Genomic DNA, 24,723 nt, shown 5'->3' on the forward strand with positions numbered 1-24,723 from the left:
GCGATCACGCCGCAGACCCTGATCAACATCCGCCCGGTGGTGGCGTCGATCAAGGAGTTCTTCGGCACCTCCCAGCTGTCCCAGTTCATGGACCAGACCAACCCGCTGGCCGGCCTGACGCACAAGCGGCGTCTGTCCGCGCTCGGCCCCGGTGGTCTGTCGCGTGAGCGGGCCGGCTTCGAGGTCCGCGACGTGCACCCGTCCCACTACGGCCGGATGTGCCCGATCGAGACTCCTGAAGGCCCCAACATCGGCCTGATCGGCTCGCTCGCCTCCTACGGCCGGATCAACGCGTTCGGCTTCGTCGAGACGCCTTACCGCAAGGTCGTCGACGGCAAGGTGACCGACCAGATCGACTACCTCACGGCCGACGAGGAAGACCGCTACGTCAAGGCGCAGGCCAACACCACGCTCAACCCCGACGGCTCGTTCGCCGAGTCCCGGGTGCTCGTCCGCACCAAGGGCGGCGAGACCGAGCTGGCCAGGGCCGAGGAAGTCGACTACATCGACGTGTCGCCGCGCCAGATGGTGTCGGTCGCCACCGCGATGATCCCGTTCCTGGAGCACGACGACGCCAACCGCGCGCTCATGGGCTCCAACATGCAGCGCCAGTCGGTGCCGCTGCTCAAGAGCGAGGCGCCGCTGGTCGGCACCGGCATGGAATACCGTGCCGCGACCGACGCGGGCGACGTCATCAGCGCCGAGAAGGCCGGTGTGGTCGAGGAGGTCTCGGCCGACTACGTCACCGTGGCCAACGACGACGCCACCCGCACCACCTACCGGGTGGCCAAGTTCAAGCGGTCCAACCAGGGCACCTCGTTCAACCAGAAGCCGATCGTGGCCGAGGGTGACCGGATCGAGGTCAACCAGGTCATCGCCGACGGTCCCTGCACCGAGAACGGCGAGATGGCGCTGGGCAAGAACCTCCTGGTGGCGTTCATGCCGTGGGAGGGCCACAACTACGAAGACGCGATCATCCTGTCCCAGCGGCTGGTGCAGGACGACGTGCTGTCCTCGATCCACATCGAGGAGCACGAGGTCGACGCCCGTGACACCAAGCTGGGCCCTGAGGAGATCACGCGGGACATCCCGAACGTCTCCGAGGAGGTGCTGGCCGACCTCGACGAGCGCGGCATCATCCGGATCGGCGCCGAGGTGGTTCCCGGCGACATCCTGGTCGGCAAGGTCACCCCGAAGGGCGAGACCGAGCTGACTCCGGAGGAGCGGCTGCTGCGGGCGATCTTCGGTGAGAAGGCGCGTGAGGTGCGTGACACCTCGCTGAAGGTGCCGCACGGTGAGCAGGGCAAGGTCATCGGGGTTCGGGTGTTCTCCCGTGAGGAGGGCGACGAGCTGCCGCCGGGGGTCAACGAGCTGGTGCGCGTGTACGTGGCGCAGAAGCGTAAGATCACCGACGGTGACAAGCTGGCCGGCCGTCACGGCAACAAGGGTGTCATCTCGAAGATCCTGCCGGTGGAGGACATGCCGTTCCTGGAGGACGGCACGCCGGTCGACATCATCCTCAACCCGCTGGGCGTGCCCGGCCGGATGAACGTGGGCCAGGTGCTGGAGACCCATCTGGGGTGGATCGCCGCCCGGGGCTGGGACATCACCGGCATCCAGGAGGCGTGGGCCGAGCGGCTGCGCGAGAAGGGCTTCGAGAAGGTCGAGGCGCGCACCAACGTCGCCACCCCGGTCTTCGACGGCGCCAACGAGCAGGAGATCGTCGGCCTGCTCAACAACACCGTGCCCAACCGCGACGGCGACCGGATGGTCCAGGAGACCGGCAAGGCCCGCCTGTTCGACGGCCGCTCCGGCGAGCCGTTCCCGTACCCGATCTCGGTCGGCTACATCTACATCCTCAAGCTGCTCCACCTGGTCGACGACAAGATCCACGCGCGGTCGACCGGCCCGTACTCCATGATCACCCAGCAGCCGCTCGGCGGTAAGGCCCAGTTCGGCGGCCAGCGCTTCGGTGAGATGGAGGTGTGGGCGCTGGAGGCCTACGGCGCCGCCTACGCCCTGCAGGAGCTGCTGACCATCAAGTCCGACGACGTTCTCGGCCGGGTGAAGGTCTACGAGGCCATCGTCAAGGGCGAGAACATCCCCGAGCCCGGCATCCCGGAGTCCTTCAAGGTGCTGATCAAGGAGATGCAGTCGCTCTGCCTCAACGTCGAGGTGCTCTCCAGCGACGGCATGTCCATCGAGATGCGCGACACCGACGAGGACGTCTTCCGCGCCGCGGAGGAGCTCGGCATCGACCTGTCCCGGCGTGAGCCGAGCAGCGTGGAAGAAGTCTGAGGGGGAGATCGCACAAAATGCTAGACGTCAACTTCTTCGACGAGCTTCGGATCGGGCTGGCGACGGCCGACGACATCCGTCAGTGGTCGCACGGCGAGGTCAAGAAGCCCGAGACCATCAACTACCGGACCCTCAAGCCGGAAAAGGACGGGCTCTTCTGCGAGAAGATCTTCGGCCCGACCCGCGACTGGGAGTGCTACTGCGGTAAGTACAAGCGCGTCCGGTTCAAGGGCATCATCTGTGAGCGCTGCGGCGTCGAGGTGACCCGTGCCAAGGTGCGCCGTGAGCGGATGGGCCACATCGAGCTGGCCGCTCCGGTCACGCACATCTGGTACTTCAAGGGCGTTCCCTCGCGCCTCGGCTACCTGCTCGACCTGGCCCCGAAGGACCTGGAGAAGGTCATCTACTTCGCGGCCTACATGATCACGCAGGTCGACACCGAGATGCGTGAGCGTGACCTGCCCTCGCTGGAGGCGAAGATCTCCGTCGAGCGGCAGCACATCGAGCAGCGGCGAGACGCCGACATCGAGGCCAGGCAGAAGAAGCTCGAAGGCGACCTGGCCGAGCTGGAGGCCGCCGGCGCCAAGGGCGACCAGCGCCGCAAGGTCCGTGAGGGCGCCGAGCGCGAGATGCGCCAGCTCCGTGACCGGGCCCAGCGTGAGCTGGACCGGCTGGAGGAGGTCTGGAGCCGCTTCAAGAACCTCAAGGTCCAGGACCTCGAGGGCGACGAGCTGCTCTACCGCGAGATGCGCGACCGCTTCGGCCGCTACTTCAAGGGCGGCATGGGCGCGCAGGCGATCCAGGACCGGCTCGTCAGCTTCGACCTCGACGCCGAGGCCGAGAACCTGCGCGAGACCATCCGCAGCGGCAAGGGCCAGAAGAAGGCCCGTGCGCTCAAGCGGCTCAAGGTGGTGTCGGCGTTCCTCAACACCACCAACTCGCCGCGCGGCATGGTCCTCGACTGCATCCCGGTCATCCCGCCGGACCTGCGCCCGATGGTGCAGCTCGACGGTGGCCGGTTCGCGACCTCCGACCTGAACGACCTGTACCGCCGGGTCATCAACCGCAACAACCGCCTCAAGCGGCTTCTCGACCTCGGCGCGCCCGAGATCATCGTGAACAACGAGAAGCGGATGCTGCAGGAGGCCGTCGACGCGCTGTTCGACAACGGCCGTCGCGGCCGCCCGGTCACCGGTCCCGGCAACCGGCCACTCAAGTCCCTCAGCGACATGCTGAAGGGCAAGCAGGGTCGGTTCCGCCAGAACCTCCTGGGCAAGCGCGTCGACTACTCCGGCCGTTCGGTCATCGTCGTCGGCCCGCAGCTCAAGCTCCACCAGTGCGGCCTGCCCAAGCAGATGGCGCTGGAGCTGTTCAAGCCGTTCGTGATGAAGCGGCTGGTCGACCTCAACCACGCCCAGAACATCAAGTCCGCCAAGCGGATGGTCGAGCGCGCCCGCCCGGTCGTGTGGGACGTGCTCGAAGAGGTCATCACCGAGCACCCGGTGCTGCTCAACCGCGCGCCCACGCTCCACCGTCTGGGCATCCAGGCGTTCGAGCCGCAGCTCGTGGAGGGCAAGGCCATCCAGATCCACCCGCTCGTCTGCACCGCGTTCAACGCGGACTTCGACGGCGACCAGATGGCCGTGCACCTGCCGCTGTCGGCTGAGGCCCAGGCCGAGGCACGCATCCTGATGCTCTCGACCAACAACATCCTCAAGCCGGCCGACGGCAAGCCCGTGACGATGCCCACCCAGGACATGGTCATCGGCCTCTACTGGCTGACCACCATGAAGGAGGGCGCGCTGGGCGAGGGCCGCGTGTTCGGCTCCGTCGCCGAGGCGCAGATGGCCTTCGACCGCAGCGAGCTCGACATCCAGGCCAAGATCCAGATCAGGCTCAAGGATGTCCTGCCGCCGCGTGACTGGGTCGCGCCCGAGGGCTGGGAGCAGGGCGACCCGATCCGTCTGGAGACGACGTTCGGCCGCTGCCTGTTCAACCAGACGCTGCCGATGAGCTACCCGTTCGTCAACTTCCAGGTCGGCAAGAAGCAGCTGTCCACGATCGTCAACGAGCTGGCCGAGACCTACCCGAAGATCGAGGTCGCCAACTCGCTCGACGCGCTCAAGGACGCCGGCTTCCGCTGGGCGACCCGCTCCGGCGTCACGATCTCGATCGAGGACGTCGTCGCGCCGCCCAACAAGACCGACATCATGGAGAACTACGAGCGCCGCGCCGACAAGGTGCAGCGTGAGTACGAGCGCGGTCTGATCACCGACGAGGAGCGCCGCCAGGAGCTCATCGAGATCTGGACCCACGCCACGGCCGACGTCGAGACCGACATGGTCAACGCCTTCCCGGCGACCAACCCGGTCTGGATGATGGTCAACTCCGGCGCCCGCGGTAACAAGATGCAGGTGCGTCAGATCGCCGGCATCCGCGGCCTGGTGTCCAACACCAAGGGTGAGACGATCCCGCGGCCGATCAAGGCCTCGTTCCGCGAGGGCCTGTCGGTGCTGGAGTACTTCATCTCCACCCACGGACAGCGGAAGGGTCTGGCCGACACCGCGCTGCGCACCGCCGACTCGGGTTACCTCACCCGGCGTCTGGTGGACGTGGCGCAGGACGTCATCGTCCGCGAGATCGACTGCGGCACCGACCGTGCTGTCCCGCTGGCCGTCGGCGAGCGCGACATCTCGGGCAACCTGGTCAAGGCCGAGAACGCCGAGTCCAACGTGCACGGCCGCATCCTGGCCGAGGACGTCGAGGTCGACGGCAAGGTCGTCGTGGCGGCGGGTGTCGACATCAACGACATCCACGTCACCAAGCTGGTCGAGGCCGGCGTCGAGACCGTCCGCACCCGCAGCGCGCTCGTCTGCGAGGCGAAGATCGGTGTCTGCGCCACCTGCTACGGCCGCTCGCTGGCGACCGGCAAGCTCGTGGACGTCGGCGAGGCGGTCGGCATCATCGCCGCCCAGTCGATCGGTGAGCCCGGCACGCAGCTGACGATGCGTACCTTCCACACCGGTGGTGTGGCGGGCGCCGACATCACCCACGGTCTGCCCCGAGTCCAGGAGCTGTTCGAGGCGCGCATCCCCAAGGGTGTCGCCCCGATCTCCGAGGCGGAGGGCCGGGTCCGCATCGACGAGACCGACAAGGCGCGCAAGGTCGTCATCGTCCCGGACGACGGCTCCGAGGAGATCGCCTACCCGGTGTCGATGCGGTCGCGTCTGCTGGTCTCCGAGGGCGAGCGCGTCAAGGTCGGCCAGCAGCTGGTGGCCGGTGCGGTCAACCCCAACGAGGTGCTGCGCATCCTCGGCCCGCGGGCCGTGCAGCTGCACCTGGTGGCGGAGGTCCAGCAGGTCTACCGCTCGCAGGGTGTGTCGATCCACGACAAGCACATCGAGATCATCGTGCGGCAGATGCTCAAGCGCGTGAACGTGCTCGAGTCCGGTGACACCGACCTGCTGCCCGGAGAGCTCGTCGAGCGGCCGCGGTTCGAGCTCATCAACCGCGAGACCGTCGCCGAGGGCGGCGGCCCGGCGGCCGGACGCCCGGTGCTCATGGGCATCACCAAGGCGTCGCTGGCCACCGAGTCCTGGCTGTCGGCGGCCTCCTTCCAGGAGACCACCAGGGTCCTGACGGACGCGGCGATCCACGCCAAGTCCGACTCGCTCCTGGGCCTGAAGGAGAACGTCATCATCGGTAAGCTCATCCCGGCCGGCACGGGCATGCCCCAGTACCGCAACATCCGGGTCGAGCCGACCGAGGAGGCCAAGGCCGCCATGTACACCGTGGGCGGCTACGACGGCTCCGCGGCCGACTACACGTTCGGCACCGGCAGCGGCGAGGCAGTGCCGCTGGAGGAGTACGACTTCGGTCAGTACAACCGGTAACGAGCCACAGGCGAGCGCCCGGGCCCCTCGAAGGAGGGCCCGGGCGCTCGCTCGTTCCCGCCCTCTTCCCCCGCACGGAGGGTCGCGCGTACGGGGGAGCGCGAAGTCGTCATCTGCCCGTCGGGGGATGTTCTTGGTATGGTCGGCAGCAGACCAGATCTCGCTATATCATGAGGCGCGAGCAGTAGCCGGGCCTCTGGTGGGATGGACCGCGCGACACCCGGAGCGACAAGGCTTCCGAGCCTAGTCGCGGCGTTTTGACGTGTCGCGAGGTCCTGGTAACCTGGACCATCGTGCCCGTAGTTTGCGGGCTCTCGATCGTGCGCTCTTCAATGGCAGCGCAGGTCGGCTTCCTAGCTCGTAGTCCTCGTGGATGTGTCGGTGCGAACAGCGCGACACGCCCGAGCGCGGGGGCGTGGAGGCAAGGACAATTCGCAGGTCATGACACCGGCAGCACCTGCGAATTGCACAACTGACGTAACACCGGCCAGGCACGAAACGGAGTGGCAGTGCCCACTATTCAGCAGTTGGTCCGCAAGGGCCGGCAGGACAAGGTCTCCAAGACCAAGACTCCTGCCCTCAAGGGGAGTCCGCAGCGGCGCGGTGTGTGCCAGCGCGTTTACACCACGACCCCGAAGAAGCCCAACTCGGCCCTGCGCAAGGTGGCCCGTGTGCGGCTCACCAACGGCATCGAGGTCACGGCCTACATCCCCGGTGTGGGCCACAACCTGCAGGAGCACTCCATCGTGCTCGTGCGTGGCGGTCGTGTGAAGGACCTGCCGGGTGTTCGCTACAAGATCATCCGTGGTTCGCTCGACACCCAGGGTGTCCGCAACCGCAAGCAGGCCCGTAGCCGCTACGGCGCGAAGAAGGAGAAGAGCTAACTATGCCTCGCAAGGGTTCTCCTGGCCGCCGTCAGCTCATGGCTGACCCGGTTTACAGCTCCCCGCTGGTCACCGCCCTGATCAACAAGGTGCTTCTTGACGGCAAGCGCTCCATCGCGCAGTCGATCGTCTACGGCGCCCTTGAGGGCTGCAGGGACAAGACGGGCAACGACCCGGTCGTCACCCTCAAGCGTGCGCTCGACAACGTCAAGCCCACCCTCGAGGTTCGCAGCCGCCGCGTCGGTGGCGCGACCTACCAGGTGCCGGTCGAGGTGCGCGCCGCGCGCAGCACCACCCTGGCGCTGCGCTGGCTGGTGCAGTACTCCCGGGCCCGCCGCGAGAAGACCATGACCGAGCGCCTGATGAACGAGCTCCTCGATGCCAGCAACGGTCTCGGGGCGAGCGTGAAGAAGCGCGAGGACACCCACAAGATGGCCGAGTCCAACAAGGCCTTCGCCCACTACCGCTGGTAACCCCGGCGGGTTCGACGAGACGACGAGGACGCGAAGAAAGTGGCCACCACGACCGCACTTGACCTGGCCAAGGTCCGCAACATCGGGATCATGGCCCATATCGACGCGGGCAAGACCACCACGACCGAGCGCATCCTGTTCTACACCGGCATCAACTACAAGATCGGCGAGACCCACGAGGGCTCGGCGACGATGGACTGGATGGAGCAGGAGCAGGAGCGCGGCATCACGATCACGTCCGCCGCGACCACCTGTAGCTGGGACGGTCACACGATCAACATCATCGACACCCCGGGCCACGTCGACTTCACCATCGAGGTGGAGCGTTCGCTGCGTGTCCTCGACGGCGCCGTGGCCGTTTTCGACGGTGTCGCGGGTGTCGAGCCCCAGTCGGAGACGGTGTGGCGTCAGGCAGACGGCTACAACGTCCCCCGCATCTGTTTCGTGAACAAGATGGACCGCGTCGGCGCGGAGTTCCACCGCTGCGTCGACATGATGATCACCCGGCTGGCCGCGACGCCGGCCGTCGTCCAGCTTCCGTGGGGCGTCGAGGCCGACTTCAAGGGCGTCATCGACATCATCAGGATGAAGGGCCTCATCTGGAGCGCCGAGGCGGCCAAGGGCGAGATGTACGACACCGTCGACATCCCGGCCGACCACGCCGAGGCCGCTCGTGAGTGGCGCGACAAGCTGGTCGAGACCGTCGCGGAGAACGACGACGAGCTGATGGAGCTCTACCTCGAGGGCACCGAGCCCACCGAGGAGCAGCTGGTGGCGGCGCTGCGCCGCGCCACGCTGTCGGGCGCCGTCAACCCGGTGCTGTGCGGCACCGCGTTCAAGAACAAGGGCGTGCAGCCCCTGCTCGACGCGATCGTCGCCTACCTGCCGGCGCCGACCGACATCCCCGCCATCAAGGGCCACGCGGTCGGCGACGAGAGCACCGCGGTCGAGCGTCACGCCGACCCGAAGGAGCCGTTCTCGGCTCTGGCGTTCAAGATCGCCAGCGACCCGCACCTGGGCAAGATCACCTACATCCGCATCTACTCGGGCACGCTCGAGGCCGGTTCACAGGTCGTCAACTCTGTGAAGGGCAAGAAGGAGCGGATCGGCAAGATCTACCAGATGCACGCCAACAAGCGCGAGGAGCGCTCGTCGGCGATCGCGGGGCAGATCGTCGCGGTGATGGGCCTGAAGGACACCACCACCGGCGACACCCTGTCCGACCCGGTCAAGCAGGTCGTGCTCGAGTCGATGACGTTCCCGGCTCCGGTCATCAACGTCGCGATCGAGCCGAAGACCAAGGGCGACCAGGAGAAGCTGTCGACCGCGATCCAGCGGCTGGCCGAGGAGGACCCGTCCTTCCAGGTCCGCCGTGACGAGGAGACCGGCCAGACCGTCATCTGGGGGATGGGCGAGCTCCACCTCGAGATCCTGGTCGACCGGATGCGCCGCGAGTTCAAGGTCGAGGCGAACGTCGGCCGTCCGCAGGTCGCCTACCGCGAGACCATCCGCCGCAAGGTGGAGAAGGTCGACTACACCCACAAGAAGCAGACCGGTGGTTCCGGTCAGTTCGCGCGGGTCATCATCGACCTGGAGCCGCTGGGCGAGGGCAACGACGGTTACGAGTTCGAGAACAAGGTCACGGGTGGTCGCGTGCCGCGGGAGTACATCCCGTCGGTCGACGCGGGCGCCCAGGAGGCCGCCGAGTTCGGCGTGCTGGCCGGCTACCCGATGGTGGGCGTGAAGGTGACGCTCCAGGACGGTGCCGCGCACGACGTCGACTCCTCGGAGATGGCGTTCAAGATCGCCGGCTCGATGGCCTTCAAGGAGGCCGCGCGCAAGGCTGACGCCGTGCTCCTCGAGCCGATGATGGCCGTCGAGGTCACCACGCCCGAGGACTACATGGGTGACGTCATCGGTGACCTCAACGGTCGCCGGGGGCAGATCCAGGCGATGGACGAGCGGGCCGGCGCCCGCGTCGTCAAGGCGCTCGTGCCGCTGTCTGAGATGTTCGGCTACGTGGGTGACCTGCGTAGCAAGACGCAGGGGCGGGCGAGCTACAGCATGCAGTTCGACTCCTACTCGGAGGTGCCCCCGGGCATCGCCAAGGAGATCGTCGCGAAGGCCCGGGGCGAATAGTTCCCGGTCCCTGGCGGGACGGTGCGAGCCGTCCCGCCGCCTAGGGGTTCGGGAACACCCGGGCCCGAGTGTGCAGACGAAAGTCAGTCAGATTCTCAAGGAGAGAACCAGTGGGCAAGGCCAAGTTCGAGCGGACAAAGCCGCACATGAACATCGGCACCATTGGGCATATCGACCACGGTAAGACCACACTGACCGCGGCGATCACCAAGGTGCTCCACGACCGTTTCCCCGAGCTGAACGCCGCGACGCCGTTCGACAAGATCGACAAGGCGCCGGAGGAGAAGGCCCGCGGCATCACGATCTCGATCTCGCACGTCGAGTACCAGACCGAGAAGCGCCACTACGCGCACGTCGACTGCCCCGGTCACGCGGACTACGTGAAGAACATGATCACCGGTGCCGCTCAGATGGACGGCGCCATCCTCGTGGTCGCCGCCACCGACGGCCCGATGCCGCAGACGAAGGAGCACGTCCTCCTGGCCCGCCAGGTCGGCGTCCCCTACATCGTCGTGGCCCTCAACAAGTCCGACATGGTGGACGACGAGGAGATCCTGGAGCTCGTCGAGCTCGAGGTGCGCGAGCTCCTGTCCGCTCAGGAGTTCCCCGGCGACGACCTGCCCGTCATCCGCGTCTCCGCGCTCAAGGCTCTTGAGGGCGACGAGAAGTGGGCCGACAGCATCGTCGAGCTGATGAACGCCGTCGACGAGAACGTCCCCGAGCCCCCGCGTGAGACGGAGAAGCCGTTCCTCATGCCGGTCGAGGACGTCTTCTCGATCACCGGTCGCGGCACCGTCGTCACCGGTCGTATCGAGCGCGGCATCGTCAAGGTCAACGAGCAGGTCGACATCATCGGCATCAAGCCGGAGAAGACGACCACCACCGTCACCAGCATCGAGATGTTCAACAAGATGCTCGACGAGGGCCACGCCGGTGACAACGCCGCGCTGCTGCTCCGCGGCATCAAGCGCGACGACGTCGAGCGCGGCCAGTGCATCATCAAGCCGGGCACGACCACCCCGCACACCGAGTTCACCGGCCAGGTCTACATCCTGTCCAAGGACGAGGGCGGCCGCCACACGCCGTTCTTCAACAACTACCGCCCGCAGTTCTACTTCCGTACGACTGACGTGACCGGTGTGGTGAACCTCCCCGAGGGCACCGAGATGGTCATGCCGGGCGACAACACCGAAATGCGCGTTGAGCTGATCCAGCCCATCGCCATGGAGGAAGGCCTGAAGTTCGCGATCCGTGAGGGTGGCCGCACCGTCGGCGCCGGCCGGGTCGTGAAGATCATCAAGTAGCACGACCGCGGGGCGGCGGCCGGCCTCCTGGAGGGGCCGGCCGCCACACCACGAACGGGGCGGGCGGCCGCGAGGCGGCCCGGCCCGGGCACCACGGGAAAGCCGTGATTCAGCAGTGGCTTCGGGGCAACGACCGAAGTAACTGCCGGATCACGGAAGAAAAGGCAGATCACACGCGTCTGCTCGTGGGGCCACGCACTGAACAGCGGCACAAGCCGCACGATACTTTTTCTGACGACAGCGAAGGACACCGAGGCCACTATGGCGGGACAGAAGATCCGCATCCGGCTTAAGGCCTATGACCACGAGGTCATCGACGTTTCGGCCAAGAAGATCGTCGAGACGGTGACGCGGACTGGCGCGAAGGTCGCGGGCCCGGTGCCGCTGCCGACCGAGAAGAACGTGTACTGCGTCATCCGCTCGCCGCACAAGTACAAGGACAGCCGCGAGCACTTCGAGATGCGTACGCACAAGCGGTTGATTGACATCATCGACCCGACGCCCAAGACCGTCGACTCGCTCATGCGGCTCGACCTCCCCGCGGGCGTCGACATTTCGATCAAGCTCTGAGGGAACGCACTGACATGGCTAAGACGATCAAGGGCGTCCTGGGCAAGAAGCTCGGCATGACCCAGGTCTTCGACACGGACAACCGGCTGGTTCCGGTGACCGTGGTCGAGGCCGGTCCGTGCGTGGTGACCCGCGTCCGCAGCGCCGAGAAGGACGGCTACTCCGCCATCCAGCTCGGTTACGGGCAGGTCGACCCGCGGAAGGTCAACAAGCCGCTCGGCGACTACCTGCGTAAGCACGACATCACCCCGCGCCGTTACTTCGCGGAGATCCGCACCGACGACGCGAGCGACTACACCCTCGGCCAGGAGCTGCTGGCCGACACCTTCGAAGCCGGCCAGTTCGTCGACGTGACGGGCAAGAGCAAGGGCAAGGGCTTCGCCGGTGTGATGAAGCGTCACGGCTTCGGTGGTCTGGGCGCGTCGCACGGTACGCAGCGCAAGCACCGGTCGCCGGGTTCCATCGGTGGCTGCGCCACCCCGGGCCGTGTATTCAAGGGCCTGCGCATGGCGGGGCGGATGGGTAACGTCCGCACGACTGTGCAGAGCCTCAAGGTTCACGCCGTGGACGCCGAGAAGGGTCTCATCCTGATCAAGGGTGCGATTCCGGGCGCCAACGGCAGCCTGGTCCTCGTCCGCACCGCTGCCAAGAAGGGGGCCGCGAAGTGACCAGCATCGACGTGCTCGACGCGAGCGGCGCCAAGACCGGCTCCGTCGAGCTGCCTGACGAGATCTTCGGCGCGAAGGTCAACATCCCGCTGATCCACCAGGTCGTGGTGGCCCAGCAGGCGGCGCGCCGGCAGGGCACTCACAAGGCCAAGAGCCGCGGCGAGGTTCGCGGTGGCGGCAAGAAGCCGTACCGGCAGAAGGGCACCGGCCGCGCCCGTCAGGGCTCGACCCGTGCGCCGCAGTTCACCGGCGGTGGCGTCGTCCACGGTCCGGTGCCGCGCGACTACTCGCAGCGGACGCCCAAGAAGATGAAGGCCGCCGCGCTGCGTGGCGCCCTGTCCGACAGGGCGGCCGCGGGCCGCGTCCACGTGGTGAGCAGCCTGGTCGACGGCGAGACGCCGAAGACCAAGGCGGCCCTGCAGGCGCTGCGCGCCATCACCGAGGCCAGGTCCGTGCTCGTCGTGGTCGACGAGGACGACGAGATGACCTGGCTGAGCCTGCGCAACGCGCCGGAGGTCCACCTGCTGGACTCCGGGCAGCTCAACACCTACGACGTGCTCTGCAACGACGCCGTGGTCTTCACGCAGGAGGCGTACGACCAGGTCGTGGCCCGGCTGTCGGAGGGCGCTCGCACTGAGAAGGAAGACGCCTGATGGACAACACCGGTCAGCCGGTCGCCCGTAAGACGACCATGGAGCGGGTCTCCGACCCGCGCGACGTCATCATCAAGCCGGTGGTCTCCGAGAAGAGCTACGGCCTGATCGACGAGAACAACAAGTACACGTTCCTGGTGAGGAACACCGCGAACAAGACGCAGATCAAGATCGCGGTGGAGAAGATCTTCGGGGTCAAGGTCACCGGGGTGAACACGATCAACCGGCAGGGCAAGCGCAAGCGGACCCGCACCGGTTTCGGTAAGCGTCCCGACACCAAGCGCGCGATCGTGAGCTTGGCCGAGGGCGATCGGATCGACATCTTCGGTCAGATCGGCTGACCCGCGGGGGGCGCTGCTCCCCGCGATCCCCCCGGGGTCGCCGTCGGCGACGCGGGTGGGGTGCTCTGCACGTATCGCCGGTTCGAGACCCGCGGCTCCGAGGTCAGGGGCCGCGGGCGGGAACCGGCGGTGACACAAGAGATCCAGTTCTCTGGAGCTGGATTCCGACGAAGGATGAACGAAAAAGATGGGCATCCGTAAGTACAAGCCGACGACTCCGGGTCGCCGCGGGGCGAGTGTCTCGGACTTTTCCGAGATCACCCGCAGCACGCCCGAGAAGTCGCTGCTTGCACCCCTTCACGGTAAGGGCGGCCGTAACGTACACGGCCGGGTCACCGCTCGCCACCAGGGCGGCGGTCACAAGCGCGCCTACCGGATCATCGACTTCCGCAGGCATGACAAGGACGGCATTCCGGCCAAGGTCGCTCACATCGAGTACGACCCCAACCGCACCGCCAATATCGCGCTGCTGCACTACGCCGACGGCGAGAAGCGCTACATCATCGCGCCGACCGGCCTCAAGCAGGGCGACCGCATCGAGAACGGCCCCGGGGCCGACATCAAGCCGGGCAACTGCCTGCCGCTGCGCAACATCCCGACAGGTACTTTCATCCACGCGGTGGAGCTCCGTCCGGGCGGCGGCGCCAAGCTCGGCCGCTCCGCCGGCGCGCAGATCCAGCTGCTCGCCAAGGAGGGCCAGTACGCCACGCTGCGTATGCCCTCGGGCGAGATGCGCATGGTCGACGTGCGCTGCCGCGCGACGGTGGGTCAGGTCGGCAACGCCGAGCAGGCCAACATCAACTGGGGCAAGGCCGGCCGCATGCGGTGGAAGGGCAAGCGCCCGACCGTCCGCGGTGTCGCCATGAACCCCGTCGACCACCCGCACGGTGGTGGTGAGGGCAAGACCTCCGGTGGTCGCCACCCGGTGAACCCCAAGGGCAAGCCCGAGGGCCGCACCCGCCAGCCCAACAAGGCCAGCGACCGCCTGATCATTCGCCGGCGTAGCAAGAAGAAGCGGTAGGAGCAGCCAGAATGCCACGTAGCCTTAAGAAGGGTCCTTTCGTCGACGATCACCTTCAGAAGAAGGTGGACGCGCAGAACGAGAAGGGCACCAAGAACGTCATCAAGACGTGGTCGCGGCGCTCCATGATCGTTCCCGACATGCTCGGGCACACGATCGCCGTGCACGACGGCCGCAAGCACGTCCCGGTGTTCGTCACCGAGTCGATGATCGGCCACAAGCTCGGAGAGTTCGCCCCGACGCGGACCTTCCGCAGCCACGTCAAGGAAGACCGCCGCAGCCGGCGATAGACAGCCTTCAGAAGTCAGAGGAGTAAGCGATGGAAGCCAGGGCTCAGGCGCGGTTCGTCCGCGTCACGCCCCAGAAGGCCCGCCGCGTGGTGGACCTTATTCGCGGGCTGCCCGCTTCGGAGGCGCAGGCCGTGCTGCAGTTCGCTCCCCAGTCGGCGAGCGAGCCGATCTACAAGGTGCTCTCGAGCGCGGTGGCGAACGCGGAGCACAATTTCGATCTCGACCCTCAGACGCTGGTCGTCAGCCGCGCGTGGGTCGACGAGGGCCCGACGCTGAAGCGGTTCCGTCCGCGTGCTCAGGGTCGTGCCTATCGGATCAACAAGCGGACGAGCCACATCACCGTGATCGTGGAGTCCCGCGAGCCGAAGGGAAGGACCCGATAGTGGGCCAGAAGGTTAACCCGCACGGGTTCCGCCTCGGCATCACGACCGACTTCAAGAGCCGGTGGTACGCCGACAAGCTTTACAAGTCGTACGTGGCCGAGGACGTGGCGATCCGTCGCATGCTGCAGAAGGGCATGGAGCGGGCCGGCATCTCCAAGGTGGAGATCGAGCGTACGACCGACCGCGTCCAGGTCGACATCCACACCGCGCGTCCGGGCATCGTCATCGGCCGCCGCGGCGCGGAGGCCGACCGCATCCGCGGCGACCTGGAGAAGCTGACCAAGAAGCAGGTCCAGCTCAACATCCTCGAGGTGAAGAACCCCGAGACCGACGCCCAGCTCGTCGCGCAGGGCGTGGCCGAGCAGCTGTCCAGCCGCGTCTCGTTCCGTCGTGCCATGCGCAAGGCCATGCAGTCGGCGATGAAGAGCGGAGCCAAGGGCATCCGGGTGCAGTGCTCGGGCCGTCTCGGCGGTGCTGAGATGTCGAGGTCGGAGTTCTACCGCGAGGGCCGGGTGCCGCTGCACACGCTCCGCGCGGACATCGACTACGGCTTCTACGAGGCCCGTACCACCTTCGGCCGGATCGGCGTGAAGGTGTGGATCTACAAGGGTGAGGCGGCGACCAGTCGCGCCGAGCGTGAGGCCGCCGCTGCCGGCGCCCGCGCCGGTCAGCGCCGCGAGCGGGACGACCGCAGGGGCGGCGGCGACCGTCCGCGTCGTTCCGGTGGTGCCCGTCGCGGTGGCCGTGGCGACCGCGCCCCCAGGACTGAGGCGGCCGCGCAGGCTGCCCCCGAGACCGGCCCGGCCGCGCAGCCGGGTGCTGAAGGGAGCTGACCATGCTGATCCCGCGCAGGGTCAAGCACCGCAAGCAGCACCGGCCTGACCGCAGCGGAGCCGCCAAGGGCGGCACCAGGGTCGTGTTCGGCGAGTACGGCATTCAGGCGATTGAGCACTCTTACGTGACCAACCGCCAGATCGAGTCCGCTCGTATCGCCATGACCCGTCACATCCGCCGTGGTGGGAAGGTGTGGATCAACATCTACCCCGACCGTCCCCTCACCAAGAAGCCTGCCGAGACCCGCATGGGTTCCGGTAAGGGTTCGCCGGAGTGGTGGATCGCCAACGTCAAGCCCGGACGCGTGATGTTCGAGCTGTCCGGCGTGGGCGAGACGGTCGCGCGTGAGGCGCTTCAGCGCGCGATCCACAAGCTGCCGATGAAGTGCAAGATTGTTAAGCGTGAAGTGGGTGAGGCGTGATGGCTAAGGGCCTGACCGCCGGAGAGCTGCGTGTGGAGGACCAGGACACCCTGGTCCAGAAGCTGAAGGAGGCGAAGGAGGAACTGTTCAACCTCCGCTTCCAGGCGGCGACCGGTCAGTTGGAGAGCCACGGGCGGCTGCGTGCCGTCCGCCGCGAGATCGCCCGTATCTACACCGTGATGCGCGAGCGCGAGCTGGGCATCGTCACGGTCGAGAAGGAGACGAGCGATGGCTGAGACCGAGACCACCGGCACCACCGAGACGGACGCCGAGCGCGACCGCAACTTCCGTAAGGTCCGTGAGGGCCTGGTCGTCAGCGACAAGATGGACAAGACCGTCGTCGTCGCCGTCGAGGACCGGGTCAAGCACCGCCTGTACGGCAAGGTCATCCGCCGTACGACCAAGTACAAGGCGCACGACGAGTCCAACGCCTGCGGCGTGGGCGACCGTGTGCTTCTGATGGAGACCCGCCCCCTCTCCGCCACCAAGCGGTGGAGGGTCGTGGAGATCCTCGAGAAGGCCAAGTAGGTTTTCTCGGATATACCGCGCCTCGTGGGGGTCACTCCCCATGACGGCGTCCAAGGACGCGAGGCCGTCAGGCCTCGCGTCGCCTGCGGTGCGGCCCCAGGAGCGGCTGCTCCGGGCTTCTGAACCTGAGGGTTCAGGGGGTCCGGGGCGCGGCCCCTGCGGGTTCGTGGCCGGGGGACCAAGACCATATCGGGTTCCGCCAGGCTCGGGCGGGGGCTTGCCTCCGTCCGAGAACCGGCGCGACTAACAGGAGTCAACGTGATCCAGCAGGAGTCGCGGCTCAAGGTCGCCGACAACACGGGTGCCAAGGAGATTCTCTGCATCCGTGTGCTCGGCGGCTCGGGCCGACGCTACGCCGGTATCGGCGACGTCATCGTCGCCACTGTCAAGGACGCCCTCCCGGGCAGCACGGGCGTCAAGAAGGGCGATGTCGTCAGGGCCGTCATCGTCCGCACCGCCAAGGAGCGCCGCCGGCCCGACGGCTCCTACATCCGCTTCGACGAGAACGCCGCCGTCATCATCAAGGACAGCGGCGACCCTCGTGGCACCCGTATCTTCGGCCCGGTCGGCCGTGAGCTGCGCGACAAGAAGTTCATGCGCATCATCTCGCTCGCTCCGGAGGTGCTGTAATGCCGAAGCTGCATGTGAAGAAGGGTGACCTCGTCGCCGTCATCGCCGGCAAGGACAAGGGCGCCAAGGGCCGGATCATCGCCACGCTCCCGCGCGAGGACCGCGTGGTGGTCGAGGGCGTCAACATGATCAAGAAGCACACCAAGGAGACCAACCAGGGTCCGCGTGGCGCCAAGTCTGGCGGCGTGCAGACCATGGAGGCTCCCATCCACGTGAGCAACGTGAAGAAGCTCAAGGACGACAGCCCGAAGGACAAGCCCGCCGACAAGAAGGCCGAGCAGGCCGACGAGACGGGTGAGGACAGCTGATGACTGCTACGACCACCGAGACCGAGCGCCCGACGCCGCGCCTCAAGACGAAGTACCGCGAGGAGATCGCGGCCAAGCTTCGCGAGGAGTTCGGCATCGAGAACGTCATGCAGATCCCCGGCCTGGTGAAGATCAAGGTCAACATGGGTGTCGGCGAGGCGGCCCGCGACTCGAAGCTGATCGAGGGCGCCGTCCGCGACCTGACCGTGATCACCGGCCAGAAGCCGGCTGTCGTCCGGGCCCGCAAGTCCATCGCCCAGTTCAAGCTGCGCGAGGGCATGCCGATCGGCGCGCACGTCACTCTCCGCGGTGACCGCATGTGGGAGTTCCTCGACCGGCTGCTGTCGCTGGCGCTGCCGCGCATCAGGGACTTCCGCGGCCTGTCGCCGAAGCAGTTCGACGGCAACGGCAACTACACGTTCGGCCTGACCGAGCAGGTCATGTTCCACGAGGTCGACCAGGACAAGGTCGACCGGCCCAGGGGCATGGACATCACGGTCGTGACCACCGCGAAGAACGACGACCAGGGCCGGGCGCTGCTCAAGCTTCTCGGCTTCCCCTTCAAGGAGGCCTGATCCAGATGGCGAAGAAGTCGCTGATCGCCAAGGCAGGGCGCAAGCCGAAGTTCCAGGTGCGCGCCTACACCCGCTGCTCGCGCTGCGGACGTCCGCGCGCCGTCTACCGGAAGTTCGGCCTGTGCCGCGTGTGCTTCCGTGAGATGGCCCACCGGGGCGAGCTGCCTGGCATCACCAAGTCCAGCTGGTAGTTACCCTTGGGGGGCGGCGCGTGAGTCGCCCCCTTCGGGCGACCGCCCGCCGCGCATATCTGTAAACATCAAAATCGGGAGCTCTCGCCGAGAGTTCCCATGACCACGCCGAAGGTCCACCGGCAGAGCAGTGCACTCCACTGACACTCGGCCGACTGGAAACCGCGGCGAGGAAGGCCACTGGCCATGACGATGACCGACCCGATCGCAGACATGCTCACACGTCTGCGTAATGCGAACTCGGCTTACCACGACAGCGTGTCGATGCCGTACTCGAAGATCAAGGCGCACATCGCCGAGATCCTCCAGCAGGAGGGCTACATCCAGGCCTGGAGCGTCGAAGACGCCAAGGTCGGCAAGAACCTCGTGGTGGAGCTCAAGTTCGGGCCGAGCCGTGAGCGTTCGCTGGCGGGCCTGCGCCGGGTTTCCAAGCCTGGCCTGCGGGTCTATGCGAAGAAGGACAACCTGCCTCGAGTCCTGGGCGGACTGGGCGTCGCGATCATCTCGACGTCCCACGGTCTCATGACCGACAAGCAGGCCGGCAAGCGTGGTGTGGGCGGGGAAGTCCTCGCCTACGTCTGGTAGAGGGGAGGAACACAGCATGTCACGTATCGGACGGCTGCCCATCCCTGTGCCCAGTGGCGTAGACATCACGATCGACGGCCAGGATGTCCAGGTCAAGGGCCCGAAGGGCACGCTCACTCACACGGTCGCGGAGCCCATCAAGGTGGGCCGCGACGACGACGGCGCCATCCAGGTCTCCCGTCCCAACGACGAGAACAAGGTCCGCGCACTGCACGGGCTGTCGCGGACGCTGATCGCCAACATGGTGCAGGGCGTCACGCAGGGCTACTCCAAGTCCCTGGAGATCGTCGGCGTCGGTTACCGCGTCCAGGCCAAGGGCCCGACGCAGCTGGAGTTCTCGCTGGGCTTCAGCCACCCGGTCATCGTGGACGCCCCCCAGGGCGTCACCTTCCGCGTCGAGAAGCCGACCCTGTTCCACGTGGACGGCATCGACAAGCAGAAGGTCGGCGAGGTCGCCGCCAACATCCGCAAGCTGCGCAAGCCCGACCCGTACAAGGGCAAGGGCGTGCGCTACCAGGGCGAACAGATCCGCCGCAAGGTCGGAAAGGCTGGTAAGTAGGCATGGCTCCGAAGACTGCGTTCGGCAAGCACACGGCTGCCCGCACCGTCTCGCGGGCCCGCCGTCACCGCCGCGTCCGCAAGCAGGTCGTCGGTACGACCCAGCGTCCGCGCCTGGTCGTCAACCGCTCGACCCGCCACATGTTCGTCCAGATCGTGGACGACACCGTCGGCCACACGCTGGTGAGCGCGTCCACCATGGACCCCTCGCTGCGTGCGCTGGAGGCGGACAAGACCGAGAAGGCGAAGAAGGTCGGCGAGCTCCTCGCTCAGCGGGCCAAGGAAGCCGGGATCACCGCTGTCGTGTTCGACCGCGGTGGCAACCGCTACGCCGGCCGCATCGCGGCTCTGGCGGACAGCGCTCGCGAAGGCGGGCTCGAGTTCTGATGGCAACTGAGAAGAGGAACCACTGATGGCTGCAGCTCCGCGTCGCGGTGGCGGCACCGGTGGCGAGCGGCGGGACCGTCGTGACGACCGCCGCGGCGGCGCCGCCGACAAGGGCGTCTCGTACATCGAGCGCGTAGTGAAGATCAACCGAGTGGCCAAGGTCGTGAAGGGTGGTCGTCGCTTCAGCTTCACCGCCCTCGTCGTCGTCGGCGACGGCAACGGCATGGTCGGCGTCGGCTATGGCAAGGCCAAGGAAGTCCCGGCCGCCATCGCCAAGGGCGTCGAAGAGGCGAAGAAGCACTTCTTCAAGGTGCCTCGGATCCAGGGCACGATCCCGCACACGGTGCAGGGCGAGGAGGCGGCCGGTGTCGTCTTCCTGCGGCCGGCGTCCGCCGGTACCGGCGTCATCGCCGGTGGCCCGGTGCGCGCGGTCCTGGAGTGCGCCGGCATCCACGACGTGCTGTCGAAGTCGCTCGGCTCCGACAACCCGATCAACATCGTGCACGCCACCGTGGCGGCTCTGAAGGGCCTTTCCCGGCCCGAGGAGATCGCCGCCCGTCGTGGCCTGCCGATCGAGGACGTGGCTCCGGCTCGCATGCTCAAGGCCCAGCGCGAGGGTATCGCCGAGGCCGCGGCAGCGAAGGCGGTGAGCTAGTCGTGGCACGCCTGAAGATCACTCAGGTTCGCTCGAAGATCGGTGGCAAGCAGAACCAGCGTGACTCGCTGCGTTCGCTTGGCCTGAAGCGGATCGGCGACGTCGTCGTCAAGGAGGACAGGCCCGAGATTCGCGGCATGGTCTCCGTGGTGACGCACCTCGTCGAGGTGGAAGAGGTCGACTAGTCATGACTGACAAGGCTCCGCTCAAGATTCACGACCTGCGTCCTGCTCCCGGTGCCAACAAGCCGAAGACCCGCAAGGGCCGCGGCGAGGCGTCGAAGGGCAAGACCGCCGGTCGCGGCACCAAGGGCAGTCGCGCCCGCACGACCGTCCCCCTCGGTTTCGAGGGTGGTCAGGTGCCGCTGCAGAGGCGTCTGCCGAAGCTCAAGGGCTTCTCCAACGCCCTGTTCAAGACGACCTACCAGGTCGTCAACCTGGACAAGCTCGGTGAGCTGTTCCCCGAGGGTGGCGACGTCACCGTCGAGGCGCTGGTGGCCAAGGGCGCTGTCCGCAAGAACCAGCCGGTCAAGGTGCTGGGCACCGGGGAGATCTCGGTCGCGGTGAACGTGCAGGCGCATGCCTTCTCGAACACCGCGAAGGAGAAGATCGCCGCTGCCGGTGGCTCCGTGACCGAGCTGTAAGAGCAATTACGAGGCGTGGGGGCTCTGACAATGGGCCCCCACGCGCGTAGTGCGTTAGAGTTCGCGAGACGGCAGGATTCTGTCCTGCTCGATTGACCTGAGACTCAGATGGCAGACCCCCGCTCCATCGCATACTCACATCGCCTTATAGGCGCGCAGGAGGGACCGTGCTGACCGCGTTTACCCGGGCGTTCCGGACGCCGGACCTGCGCAAGAAGTTGCTCTTCACCCTGGGCATCATCGCGCTGTTCCGTCTCGGCTCGGTTCTTCCGACTCCGGGCGTTCACGTTCAGAATCTGGCGGCCTGCTTCGACCAGGCCCGTGAAGGCGCCAACGGAAACATCTACGGAATGGTGCAGCTGTTCAGCGGCGGCGCCCTTCTGAAACTTTCGGTGTTCGCTCTCGGCATCATGCCGTACATCACCGCGAGCATCATCCTGCAGCTGCTGGTGGTCGTGATCCCACGACTGGAAGCGCTGAAGAAGGAAGGCCAGTCAGGCCAGACGAAGATCACTCAGTACACCCGTTACCTGACCGTCGGTCTCGGTGTCCTGCAGTCGACCGCCTTCATCGCCCTGGCCCGCTCCGGTCAGCTGTTCCCGAACTGCCAGTCGAACGTGCTCATCAACCCCGACAACGTCTTCCAGATCGTGACCATGGTCCTCATCATGACCGCGGGCACGTCTGTGATCATGTGGCTGGGCGAGCTCATCACCGACCGCGGTGTCGGCAACGGCATGTCCGTGCTGATCTTCGCCTCGGTCGTCGCCATCTTCCCGTCGGAGATGGCCAACATCTTCCAGGCGAACAAGTTCACCTTCGCGGCCGTGCTCGTGATCGGTGTGTTCATCGTCGCCGCGGTCGTCTTCGTCGAGCAGGCGCAGCGCCGCATCCCGGTGCAGTACGCCAAGCGGATGGTCGGGCGCCGCATGTACGGCGGCACGTCCACCTACATCCCGCTGAAGGTCAACCAGGCCGGCATCATCCCGCTCATCTTCGCGTCCTCGCTGCTCTACTTGCCGCAGCTGGTCGTCTCGCTGTTCGCGAACGCGGAGGAGCCCAACACGGTCGTGCAGTGGATCTCGCAGAACCTCGCCACCGGCGACACGCCGATCTACATGGTGACGTTCTTCCTCCTGATCGTGTTCTTCACCTACTTCTACGTGTCCATCACCTTCAACCCCACTGAAGTGGCCGACAACATGAAGAAGTACGGTGGGTTCATTCCGGGCATCCGTCCGGGGAGGCCTACGGCCGAGTACCTCAACTTCGTGCTCAACCGTCTGACCACCCCCGGTGCGCTCTATCTGGGTCTGATCTCCATGATCCCGATTTTCGCGCTCGCGGTGTCCGGAGCGAGCCAGAACTTCCCGTTCGGAGGTGCGACCATTCTGATCATGGTTGGTGTCGGTCTGGACACGGTCAAGCAAATCGAGAGCCAGCTGCAGCAGCGTAATTACGAAGGCTTCCTGCGGTAGTGCGTCTCGTTCTAGTCGGGCCCCCTGGAGCGGGTAAAGGGACTCAGGCCCAGTTCATCGCATCTAACCTGTCCATCCCGAAGATTTCGACAGGTGACATCTTCCGTGCCAACGTCTCCGGGGGCACGGAGCTCGGCAAACTCGCCAAAACCTACATGGATCGTGGCGACCTGGTGCCTGACGAGGTCACCATCGCCATGGTCCGTGACCGCCTCTCGGAGGACGACGCGCAGGACGGGTTCCTGCTCGACGGCTTTCCGCGCAACGTGCCCCAGGCCGAGATTCTCAAGAAGATGCTCGCCGACTGGGGCCAGGGTCTCGACCTGGTGCTGGAGCTCGTGGTCGACGACGACGAGGTGGTCAGGCGGCTGGCGGGCCGGCGCACGTGCAGCCAGTGCGGGCGCATCTGGCATGTGGAGTTCGACGACAAGCAGGACGACTTGTGCGATGCCTGCGGTGGCACGCTGTTCCAGCGTGACGACGACAAAGAGGAGACCGTCAGGCACCGCCTGGAGGTCTATCAGGAGCAGACCGCTCCGCTGATCAACTTCTACGCCGACGAAGGCATCCTGGTCGGCGTGGACGCCACGGGCCCGGTCGAGGAGGTCACCCAGCGAGCCATGGACGCGATCCGTCCTTTCCTGGGGTAGCACCGCAGACCATTCGCGGAGGTGGCACGGTTGTCCGTGTCACCTCGCGGCTATTGTGGGGGGAATTGGGCTCCCATGTTGCCCGTTGAAGCCCTTGGGGGTGCCGTACGTGTTCAAACGAAACAAGCATGGAATTCAGGTCAAGTCCGCTGAGCAGCTGGAAAAGATGCGCGCTGCCGGCCTGGTGGTCGGGCGCACACTCGAACTGCTGAAGCGTTCGGTCGAGCCGGGTATGACCCCGCTCGACCTGGATGTCATCGCCGAGAAGGCGATCAGGGACGAGGGCGCTATCCCGTCCTTCAAGGGCTACCAGGGCTTCCCCGCGACGATCTGCGCGTCGGTGAACAACGAGGTGGTCCACGGGATCCCCACCGAGGCGCGCAAGCTGCGCGAGGGCGACATCATCTCGATCGACTGCGGCGCCATCCTCGACGGCTGGCACGGCGACTCGGCCGTCACGGTCCCGGTGGGCGAGGTGGAGCCGAAGCTGCTGGAGCTGATCCGCATCACCGAGGAGGCGATGTGGGCCGGCATCAGGACGCTCAGCCCCGGCCGCCATCTCTCCGACATCGGCCACGCGATCGAGCGGTACGTCAAGTCGCAGGGCAGGTTCGGCATCCCGCCTGAGTACGGCGGCCATGGCATCGGCACCGAGATGCACATGGACCCGTGGATCGCCAACCACGGCAAGGCCGGCCGCGGCCCGGTCATGGAGGCCGGCATGTGCCTGGCCATCGAGCCCATGGTCAACCTGGGTTCGGAGCGCACCCGCGTGCTGGGCGACGACTGGACCGTGGTGACCGTCGACGGCAAGCCGTCCGCGCACTTCGAACACAGCGTCGCGGTGACACATAATGGTCCTTGGGTGCTCACTGCTCTTGATGGGGGCAAAGAGCGCCTTTCGCAGCCGTAGACCCGAGCCCGGGAGTGGGAATGGCGCAGAGCCCCGAGATGCGCGCGTCCGACGTCGACCGTGACCGGGTGGCAGCCCTGCTGCGCGAGCACACCGCACAGGGCCGCATCACCATGGACGAGTTCAACGAGCGGCTGGAGGAGCTCTACAAGAGCAGGACCTACGGCGACCTGGCCAAGCTGACCGCCGACCTGCCCGACGTCGACCTGCGCAACCTCCCCGCCAAGATCCCTCAGCAGGAGGTGCCCGCGCGCCGCATGCATCCCGGGATGATGGCCGCCTGGAGCGCGTGGGCCGCCGCCAGCTCGATCAACTGGGTCATCTGGCTCATCGTCAGCGTCACGTCGGGTGACTTCGTCTACCCGTGGCCGCTGTGGGTGATGGGTCCCTGGGGCGCGATTCTGCTGGTGAGCACGATTTTCGGAGACGGCAAGCAGCGGAAGTAGACGC

The 24,723-nt window shown here is 66.6% G+C and carries 31 protein-coding genes; all 31 read left to right on the top strand.

All coding sequences use genetic code 11. From position 1 onward, the window contains the following. The coding region (locus tag ACIBF7_RS43245) for a DNA-directed RNA polymerase subunit beta (protein WP_397199751.1) at positions 1–2,298 on the top strand (2,298 nt) is incomplete at its 5' end. A gap of 17 nt (positions 2,299–2,315) precedes the next feature. Continuing rightward, positions 2,316–6,191, top strand: coding sequence for a DNA-directed RNA polymerase subunit beta' (locus ACIBF7_RS43250; RefSeq protein ID WP_271274679.1), 3,876 nt, complete (start codon positions 2,316–2,318; stop codon positions 6,189–6,191). A gap of 509 nt (positions 6,192–6,700) precedes the next feature. Beyond that, positions 6,701–7,075 carry a 30S ribosomal protein S12 gene (gene rpsL, locus ACIBF7_RS43255; protein ID WP_020542315.1) on the top strand — a complete coding sequence of 125 codons (375 nt, stop codon included), beginning with the start codon at positions 6,701–6,703 and terminating at the stop codon, positions 7,073–7,075. 2 nt (positions 7,076–7,077) lie between these two features. After that, on the top strand, positions 7,078–7,548 hold the full coding sequence (gene rpsG / locus ACIBF7_RS43260; RefSeq protein WP_055505082.1) for a 30S ribosomal protein S7: 471 nt from the start codon (positions 7,078–7,080) through the stop codon (positions 7,546–7,548). Positions 7,549–7,638: 90 nt separating this feature from the next. Further along, complete coding sequence (fusA, locus tag ACIBF7_RS43265) at positions 7,639–9,687, top strand: elongation factor G (protein ID WP_378525323.1); 2,049 nt, start codon at positions 7,639–7,641, stop codon at positions 9,685–9,687. A 110-nt stretch (positions 9,688–9,797) separates the two neighbouring features. Further along, positions 9,798–10,991: an elongation factor Tu gene (gene tuf / locus ACIBF7_RS43270; RefSeq protein ID WP_219545096.1), complete on the top strand. Its 1,194-nt coding sequence runs from the start codon at positions 9,798–9,800 to the stop codon at positions 10,989–10,991. 261 nt (positions 10,992–11,252) lie between these two features. Continuing rightward, positions 11,253–11,561, top strand: a complete 309-nt coding sequence (gene rpsJ, locus ACIBF7_RS43275) for a 30S ribosomal protein S10 (RefSeq protein ID WP_030912931.1) — start codon at positions 11,253–11,255, stop codon at positions 11,559–11,561. A 14-nt stretch (positions 11,562–11,575) separates the two neighbouring features. Next, entirely contained in the window at positions 11,576–12,229 is a 654-nt protein-coding gene (gene rplC, locus ACIBF7_RS43280) for a 50S ribosomal protein L3 (protein ID WP_148036778.1), read from the top strand. Beyond that, positions 12,226–12,882, top strand: coding sequence for a 50S ribosomal protein L4 (gene rplD, locus ACIBF7_RS43285; protein WP_148036779.1), 657 nt, complete (start codon positions 12,226–12,228; stop codon positions 12,880–12,882). The genes rplC and rplD overlap by 4 nt, the downstream gene beginning before the upstream one ends. 38 nt (positions 12,883–12,920) lie before the next feature. Beyond that, complete coding sequence (gene rplW, locus ACIBF7_RS43290) at positions 12,921–13,223, top strand: 50S ribosomal protein L23 (RefSeq protein WP_148037290.1); 303 nt, start codon at positions 12,921–12,923, stop codon at positions 13,221–13,223. 187 nt (positions 13,224–13,410) lie between these two features. After that, positions 13,411–14,244, top strand: a complete 834-nt coding sequence (gene rplB, locus ACIBF7_RS43295; protein ID WP_148036780.1) for a 50S ribosomal protein L2 — start codon at positions 13,411–13,413, stop codon at positions 14,242–14,244. A gap of 11 nt (positions 14,245–14,255) precedes the next feature. After that, positions 14,256–14,534, top strand: coding sequence for a 30S ribosomal protein S19 (rpsS, locus tag ACIBF7_RS43300; protein WP_030451498.1), 279 nt, complete (start codon positions 14,256–14,258; stop codon positions 14,532–14,534). A gap of 29 nt (positions 14,535–14,563) precedes the next feature. Then, positions 14,564–14,917, top strand: coding sequence for a 50S ribosomal protein L22 (gene rplV / locus ACIBF7_RS43305; RefSeq protein ID WP_148036781.1), 354 nt, complete (start codon positions 14,564–14,566; stop codon positions 14,915–14,917). Beyond that, a complete protein-coding gene (gene rpsC / locus ACIBF7_RS43310; protein ID WP_148036782.1) occupies positions 14,917–15,750 on the top strand; it encodes a 30S ribosomal protein S3 in 834 nt (277 codons plus the stop codon). Before rplV ends, rpsC begins: the two co-directional genes overlap by 1 nt. 2 nt (positions 15,751–15,752) lie before the next feature. Then, positions 15,753–16,172 (top strand): 50S ribosomal protein L16, encoded by a 420-nt coding sequence (rplP, locus tag ACIBF7_RS43315; RefSeq protein WP_148036783.1) that lies wholly within the window; start codon positions 15,753–15,755, stop codon positions 16,170–16,172. Further along, positions 16,172–16,408: a 50S ribosomal protein L29 gene (rpmC, locus tag ACIBF7_RS43320; RefSeq protein WP_080047279.1), complete on the top strand. Its 237-nt coding sequence runs from the start codon at positions 16,172–16,174 to the stop codon at positions 16,406–16,408. Before rplP ends, rpmC begins: the two co-directional genes overlap by 1 nt. Further along, positions 16,401–16,700, top strand: coding sequence for a 30S ribosomal protein S17 (gene rpsQ / locus ACIBF7_RS43325; protein WP_148036784.1), 300 nt, complete (start codon positions 16,401–16,403; stop codon positions 16,698–16,700). Before rpmC ends, rpsQ begins: the two co-directional genes overlap by 8 nt. A 258-nt stretch (positions 16,701–16,958) precedes the next feature. After that, positions 16,959–17,330, top strand: a complete 372-nt coding sequence (rplN, locus tag ACIBF7_RS43330; protein ID WP_148036785.1) for a 50S ribosomal protein L14 — start codon at positions 16,959–16,961, stop codon at positions 17,328–17,330. Between the two features lie 8 nt (positions 17,331–17,338). Beyond that, positions 17,339–17,638 (top strand): 50S ribosomal protein L24, encoded by a 300-nt coding sequence (gene rplX / locus ACIBF7_RS43335; RefSeq protein ID WP_219545196.1) that lies wholly within the window; start codon positions 17,339–17,341, stop codon positions 17,636–17,638. Beyond that, on the top strand, positions 17,638–18,213 hold the full coding sequence (rplE, locus tag ACIBF7_RS43340) for a 50S ribosomal protein L5 (protein WP_148036787.1): 576 nt from the start codon (positions 17,638–17,640) through the stop codon (positions 18,211–18,213). The genes rplX and rplE overlap by 1 nt, the downstream gene beginning before the upstream one ends. Positions 18,214–18,218: 5 nt before the next feature. Next, on the top strand, positions 18,219–18,404 hold the full coding sequence (locus ACIBF7_RS43345; protein WP_132337023.1) for a type Z 30S ribosomal protein S14: 186 nt from the start codon (positions 18,219–18,221) through the stop codon (positions 18,402–18,404). Positions 18,405–18,590: 186 nt separating this feature from the next. Continuing rightward, positions 18,591–18,989: a 30S ribosomal protein S8 gene (gene rpsH / locus ACIBF7_RS43350; RefSeq protein WP_148036788.1), complete on the top strand. Its 399-nt coding sequence runs from the start codon at positions 18,591–18,593 to the stop codon at positions 18,987–18,989. A gap of 16 nt (positions 18,990–19,005) precedes the next feature. Then, positions 19,006–19,548 (top strand): 50S ribosomal protein L6, encoded by a 543-nt coding sequence (gene rplF / locus ACIBF7_RS43355; RefSeq protein WP_148036789.1) that lies wholly within the window; start codon positions 19,006–19,008, stop codon positions 19,546–19,548. A 2-nt stretch (positions 19,549–19,550) separates the two neighbouring features. Next, positions 19,551–19,934, top strand: a complete 384-nt coding sequence (gene rplR, locus ACIBF7_RS43360; RefSeq protein WP_148036790.1) for a 50S ribosomal protein L18 — start codon at positions 19,551–19,553, stop codon at positions 19,932–19,934. A 25-nt stretch (positions 19,935–19,959) separates the two neighbouring features. Next, a complete protein-coding gene (rpsE, locus tag ACIBF7_RS43365) occupies positions 19,960–20,589 on the top strand; it encodes a 30S ribosomal protein S5 (protein WP_132509678.1) in 630 nt (209 codons plus the stop codon). Between the two features lie 2 nt (positions 20,590–20,591). Continuing rightward, entirely contained in the window at positions 20,592–20,774 is a 183-nt protein-coding gene (rpmD, locus tag ACIBF7_RS43370) for a 50S ribosomal protein L30 (protein ID WP_080043226.1), read from the top strand. A gap of 2 nt (positions 20,775–20,776) precedes the next feature. After that, positions 20,777–21,232 (top strand): 50S ribosomal protein L15, encoded by a 456-nt coding sequence (gene rplO, locus ACIBF7_RS43375; RefSeq protein WP_148036791.1) that lies wholly within the window; start codon positions 20,777–20,779, stop codon positions 21,230–21,232. 167 nt (positions 21,233–21,399) lie between these two features. Next, positions 21,400–22,710 carry a preprotein translocase subunit SecY gene (gene secY, locus ACIBF7_RS43380; protein WP_148036792.1) on the top strand — a complete coding sequence of 437 codons (1,311 nt, stop codon included), beginning with the start codon at positions 21,400–21,402 and terminating at the stop codon, positions 22,708–22,710. Then, a complete protein-coding gene (locus tag ACIBF7_RS43385; RefSeq protein ID WP_148036793.1) occupies positions 22,710–23,360 on the top strand; it encodes an adenylate kinase in 651 nt (216 codons plus the stop codon). Before secY ends, ACIBF7_RS43385 begins: the two co-directional genes overlap by 1 nt. Before the next feature lie 109 nt (positions 23,361–23,469). Beyond that, positions 23,470–24,273, top strand: a complete 804-nt coding sequence (gene map / locus ACIBF7_RS43390; RefSeq protein ID WP_148036794.1) for a type I methionyl aminopeptidase — start codon at positions 23,470–23,472, stop codon at positions 24,271–24,273. A 20-nt stretch (positions 24,274–24,293) separates the two neighbouring features. After that, entirely contained in the window at positions 24,294–24,719 is a 426-nt protein-coding gene (locus ACIBF7_RS43395; RefSeq protein WP_219545098.1) for a DUF1707 domain-containing protein, read from the top strand. The last annotated feature ends 4 nt before the right edge of the window (positions 24,720–24,723 follow it).

It is taken from the genome of Nonomuraea sp. NPDC050478, from assembly GCF_044458265.1.
Classification (GTDB): Bacteria; Actinomycetota; Actinomycetes; order Streptosporangiales; family Streptosporangiaceae; genus Nonomuraea; species Nonomuraea ferruginea.

What these genes read in the sequence shown, in the direction of transcription:
- rplE (WP_148036787.1), top strand. Translation starts at nt 17,638, where the DNA reads ATGACTGCTACGACCACCGAGACCGAGCGCCCGACGCCGCGCCTCAAG.
- ACIBF7_RS43345 (WP_132337023.1), top strand. Translation starts at nt 18,219, where the DNA reads ATGGCGAAGAAGTCGCTGATCGCCAAGGCAGGGCGCAAGCCGAAGTTC.
- rplC (WP_148036778.1), top strand. Translation starts at nt 11,576, where the DNA reads ATGGCTAAGACGATCAAGGGCGTCCTGGGCAAGAAGCTCGGCATGACC.
- ACIBF7_RS43250 (WP_271274679.1), top strand. Translation starts at nt 2,316, where the DNA reads ATGCTAGACGTCAACTTCTTCGACGAGCTTCGGATCGGGCTGGCGACG.
- rpmC (WP_080047279.1), top strand. Translation starts at nt 16,172, where the DNA reads ATGGCTAAGGGCCTGACCGCCGGAGAGCTGCGTGTGGAGGACCAGGAC.
- rpsQ (WP_148036784.1), top strand. Translation starts at nt 16,401, where the DNA reads ATGGCTGAGACCGAGACCACCGGCACCACCGAGACGGACGCCGAGCGC.
- rplB (WP_148036780.1), top strand. Translation starts at nt 13,411, where the DNA reads ATGGGCATCCGTAAGTACAAGCCGACGACTCCGGGTCGCCGCGGGGCG.
- rplR (WP_148036790.1), top strand. Translation starts at nt 19,551, where the DNA reads ATGGCTCCGAAGACTGCGTTCGGCAAGCACACGGCTGCCCGCACCGTC.
- rplO (WP_148036791.1), top strand. Translation starts at nt 20,777, where the DNA reads ATGACTGACAAGGCTCCGCTCAAGATTCACGACCTGCGTCCTGCTCCC.
- fusA (WP_378525323.1), top strand. Translation starts at nt 7,639, where the DNA reads ATGGCCCATATCGACGCGGGCAAGACCACCACGACCGAGCGCATCCTG.
- rplP (WP_148036783.1), top strand. Translation starts at nt 15,753, where the DNA reads ATGCTGATCCCGCGCAGGGTCAAGCACCGCAAGCAGCACCGGCCTGAC.
- rpsE (WP_132509678.1), top strand. Translation starts at nt 19,960, where the DNA reads ATGGCTGCAGCTCCGCGTCGCGGTGGCGGCACCGGTGGCGAGCGGCGG.
- rplF (WP_148036789.1), top strand. Translation starts at nt 19,006, where the DNA reads ATGTCACGTATCGGACGGCTGCCCATCCCTGTGCCCAGTGGCGTAGAC.
- rplV (WP_148036781.1), top strand. Translation starts at nt 14,564, where the DNA reads ATGGAAGCCAGGGCTCAGGCGCGGTTCGTCCGCGTCACGCCCCAGAAG.
- rpsS (WP_030451498.1), top strand. Translation starts at nt 14,256, where the DNA reads ATGCCACGTAGCCTTAAGAAGGGTCCTTTCGTCGACGATCACCTTCAG.
- rpsG (WP_055505082.1), top strand. Translation starts at nt 7,078, where the DNA reads ATGCCTCGCAAGGGTTCTCCTGGCCGCCGTCAGCTCATGGCTGACCCG.
- ACIBF7_RS43395 (WP_219545098.1), top strand. Translation starts at nt 24,294, where the DNA reads ATGGCGCAGAGCCCCGAGATGCGCGCGTCCGACGTCGACCGTGACCGG.
- rplW (WP_148037290.1), top strand. Translation starts at nt 12,921, where the DNA reads ATGGAGCGGGTCTCCGACCCGCGCGACGTCATCATCAAGCCGGTGGTC.
- rpsH (WP_148036788.1), top strand. Translation starts at nt 18,591, where the DNA reads ATGACGATGACCGACCCGATCGCAGACATGCTCACACGTCTGCGTAAT.
- rpsJ (WP_030912931.1), top strand. Translation starts at nt 11,253, where the DNA reads ATGGCGGGACAGAAGATCCGCATCCGGCTTAAGGCCTATGACCACGAG.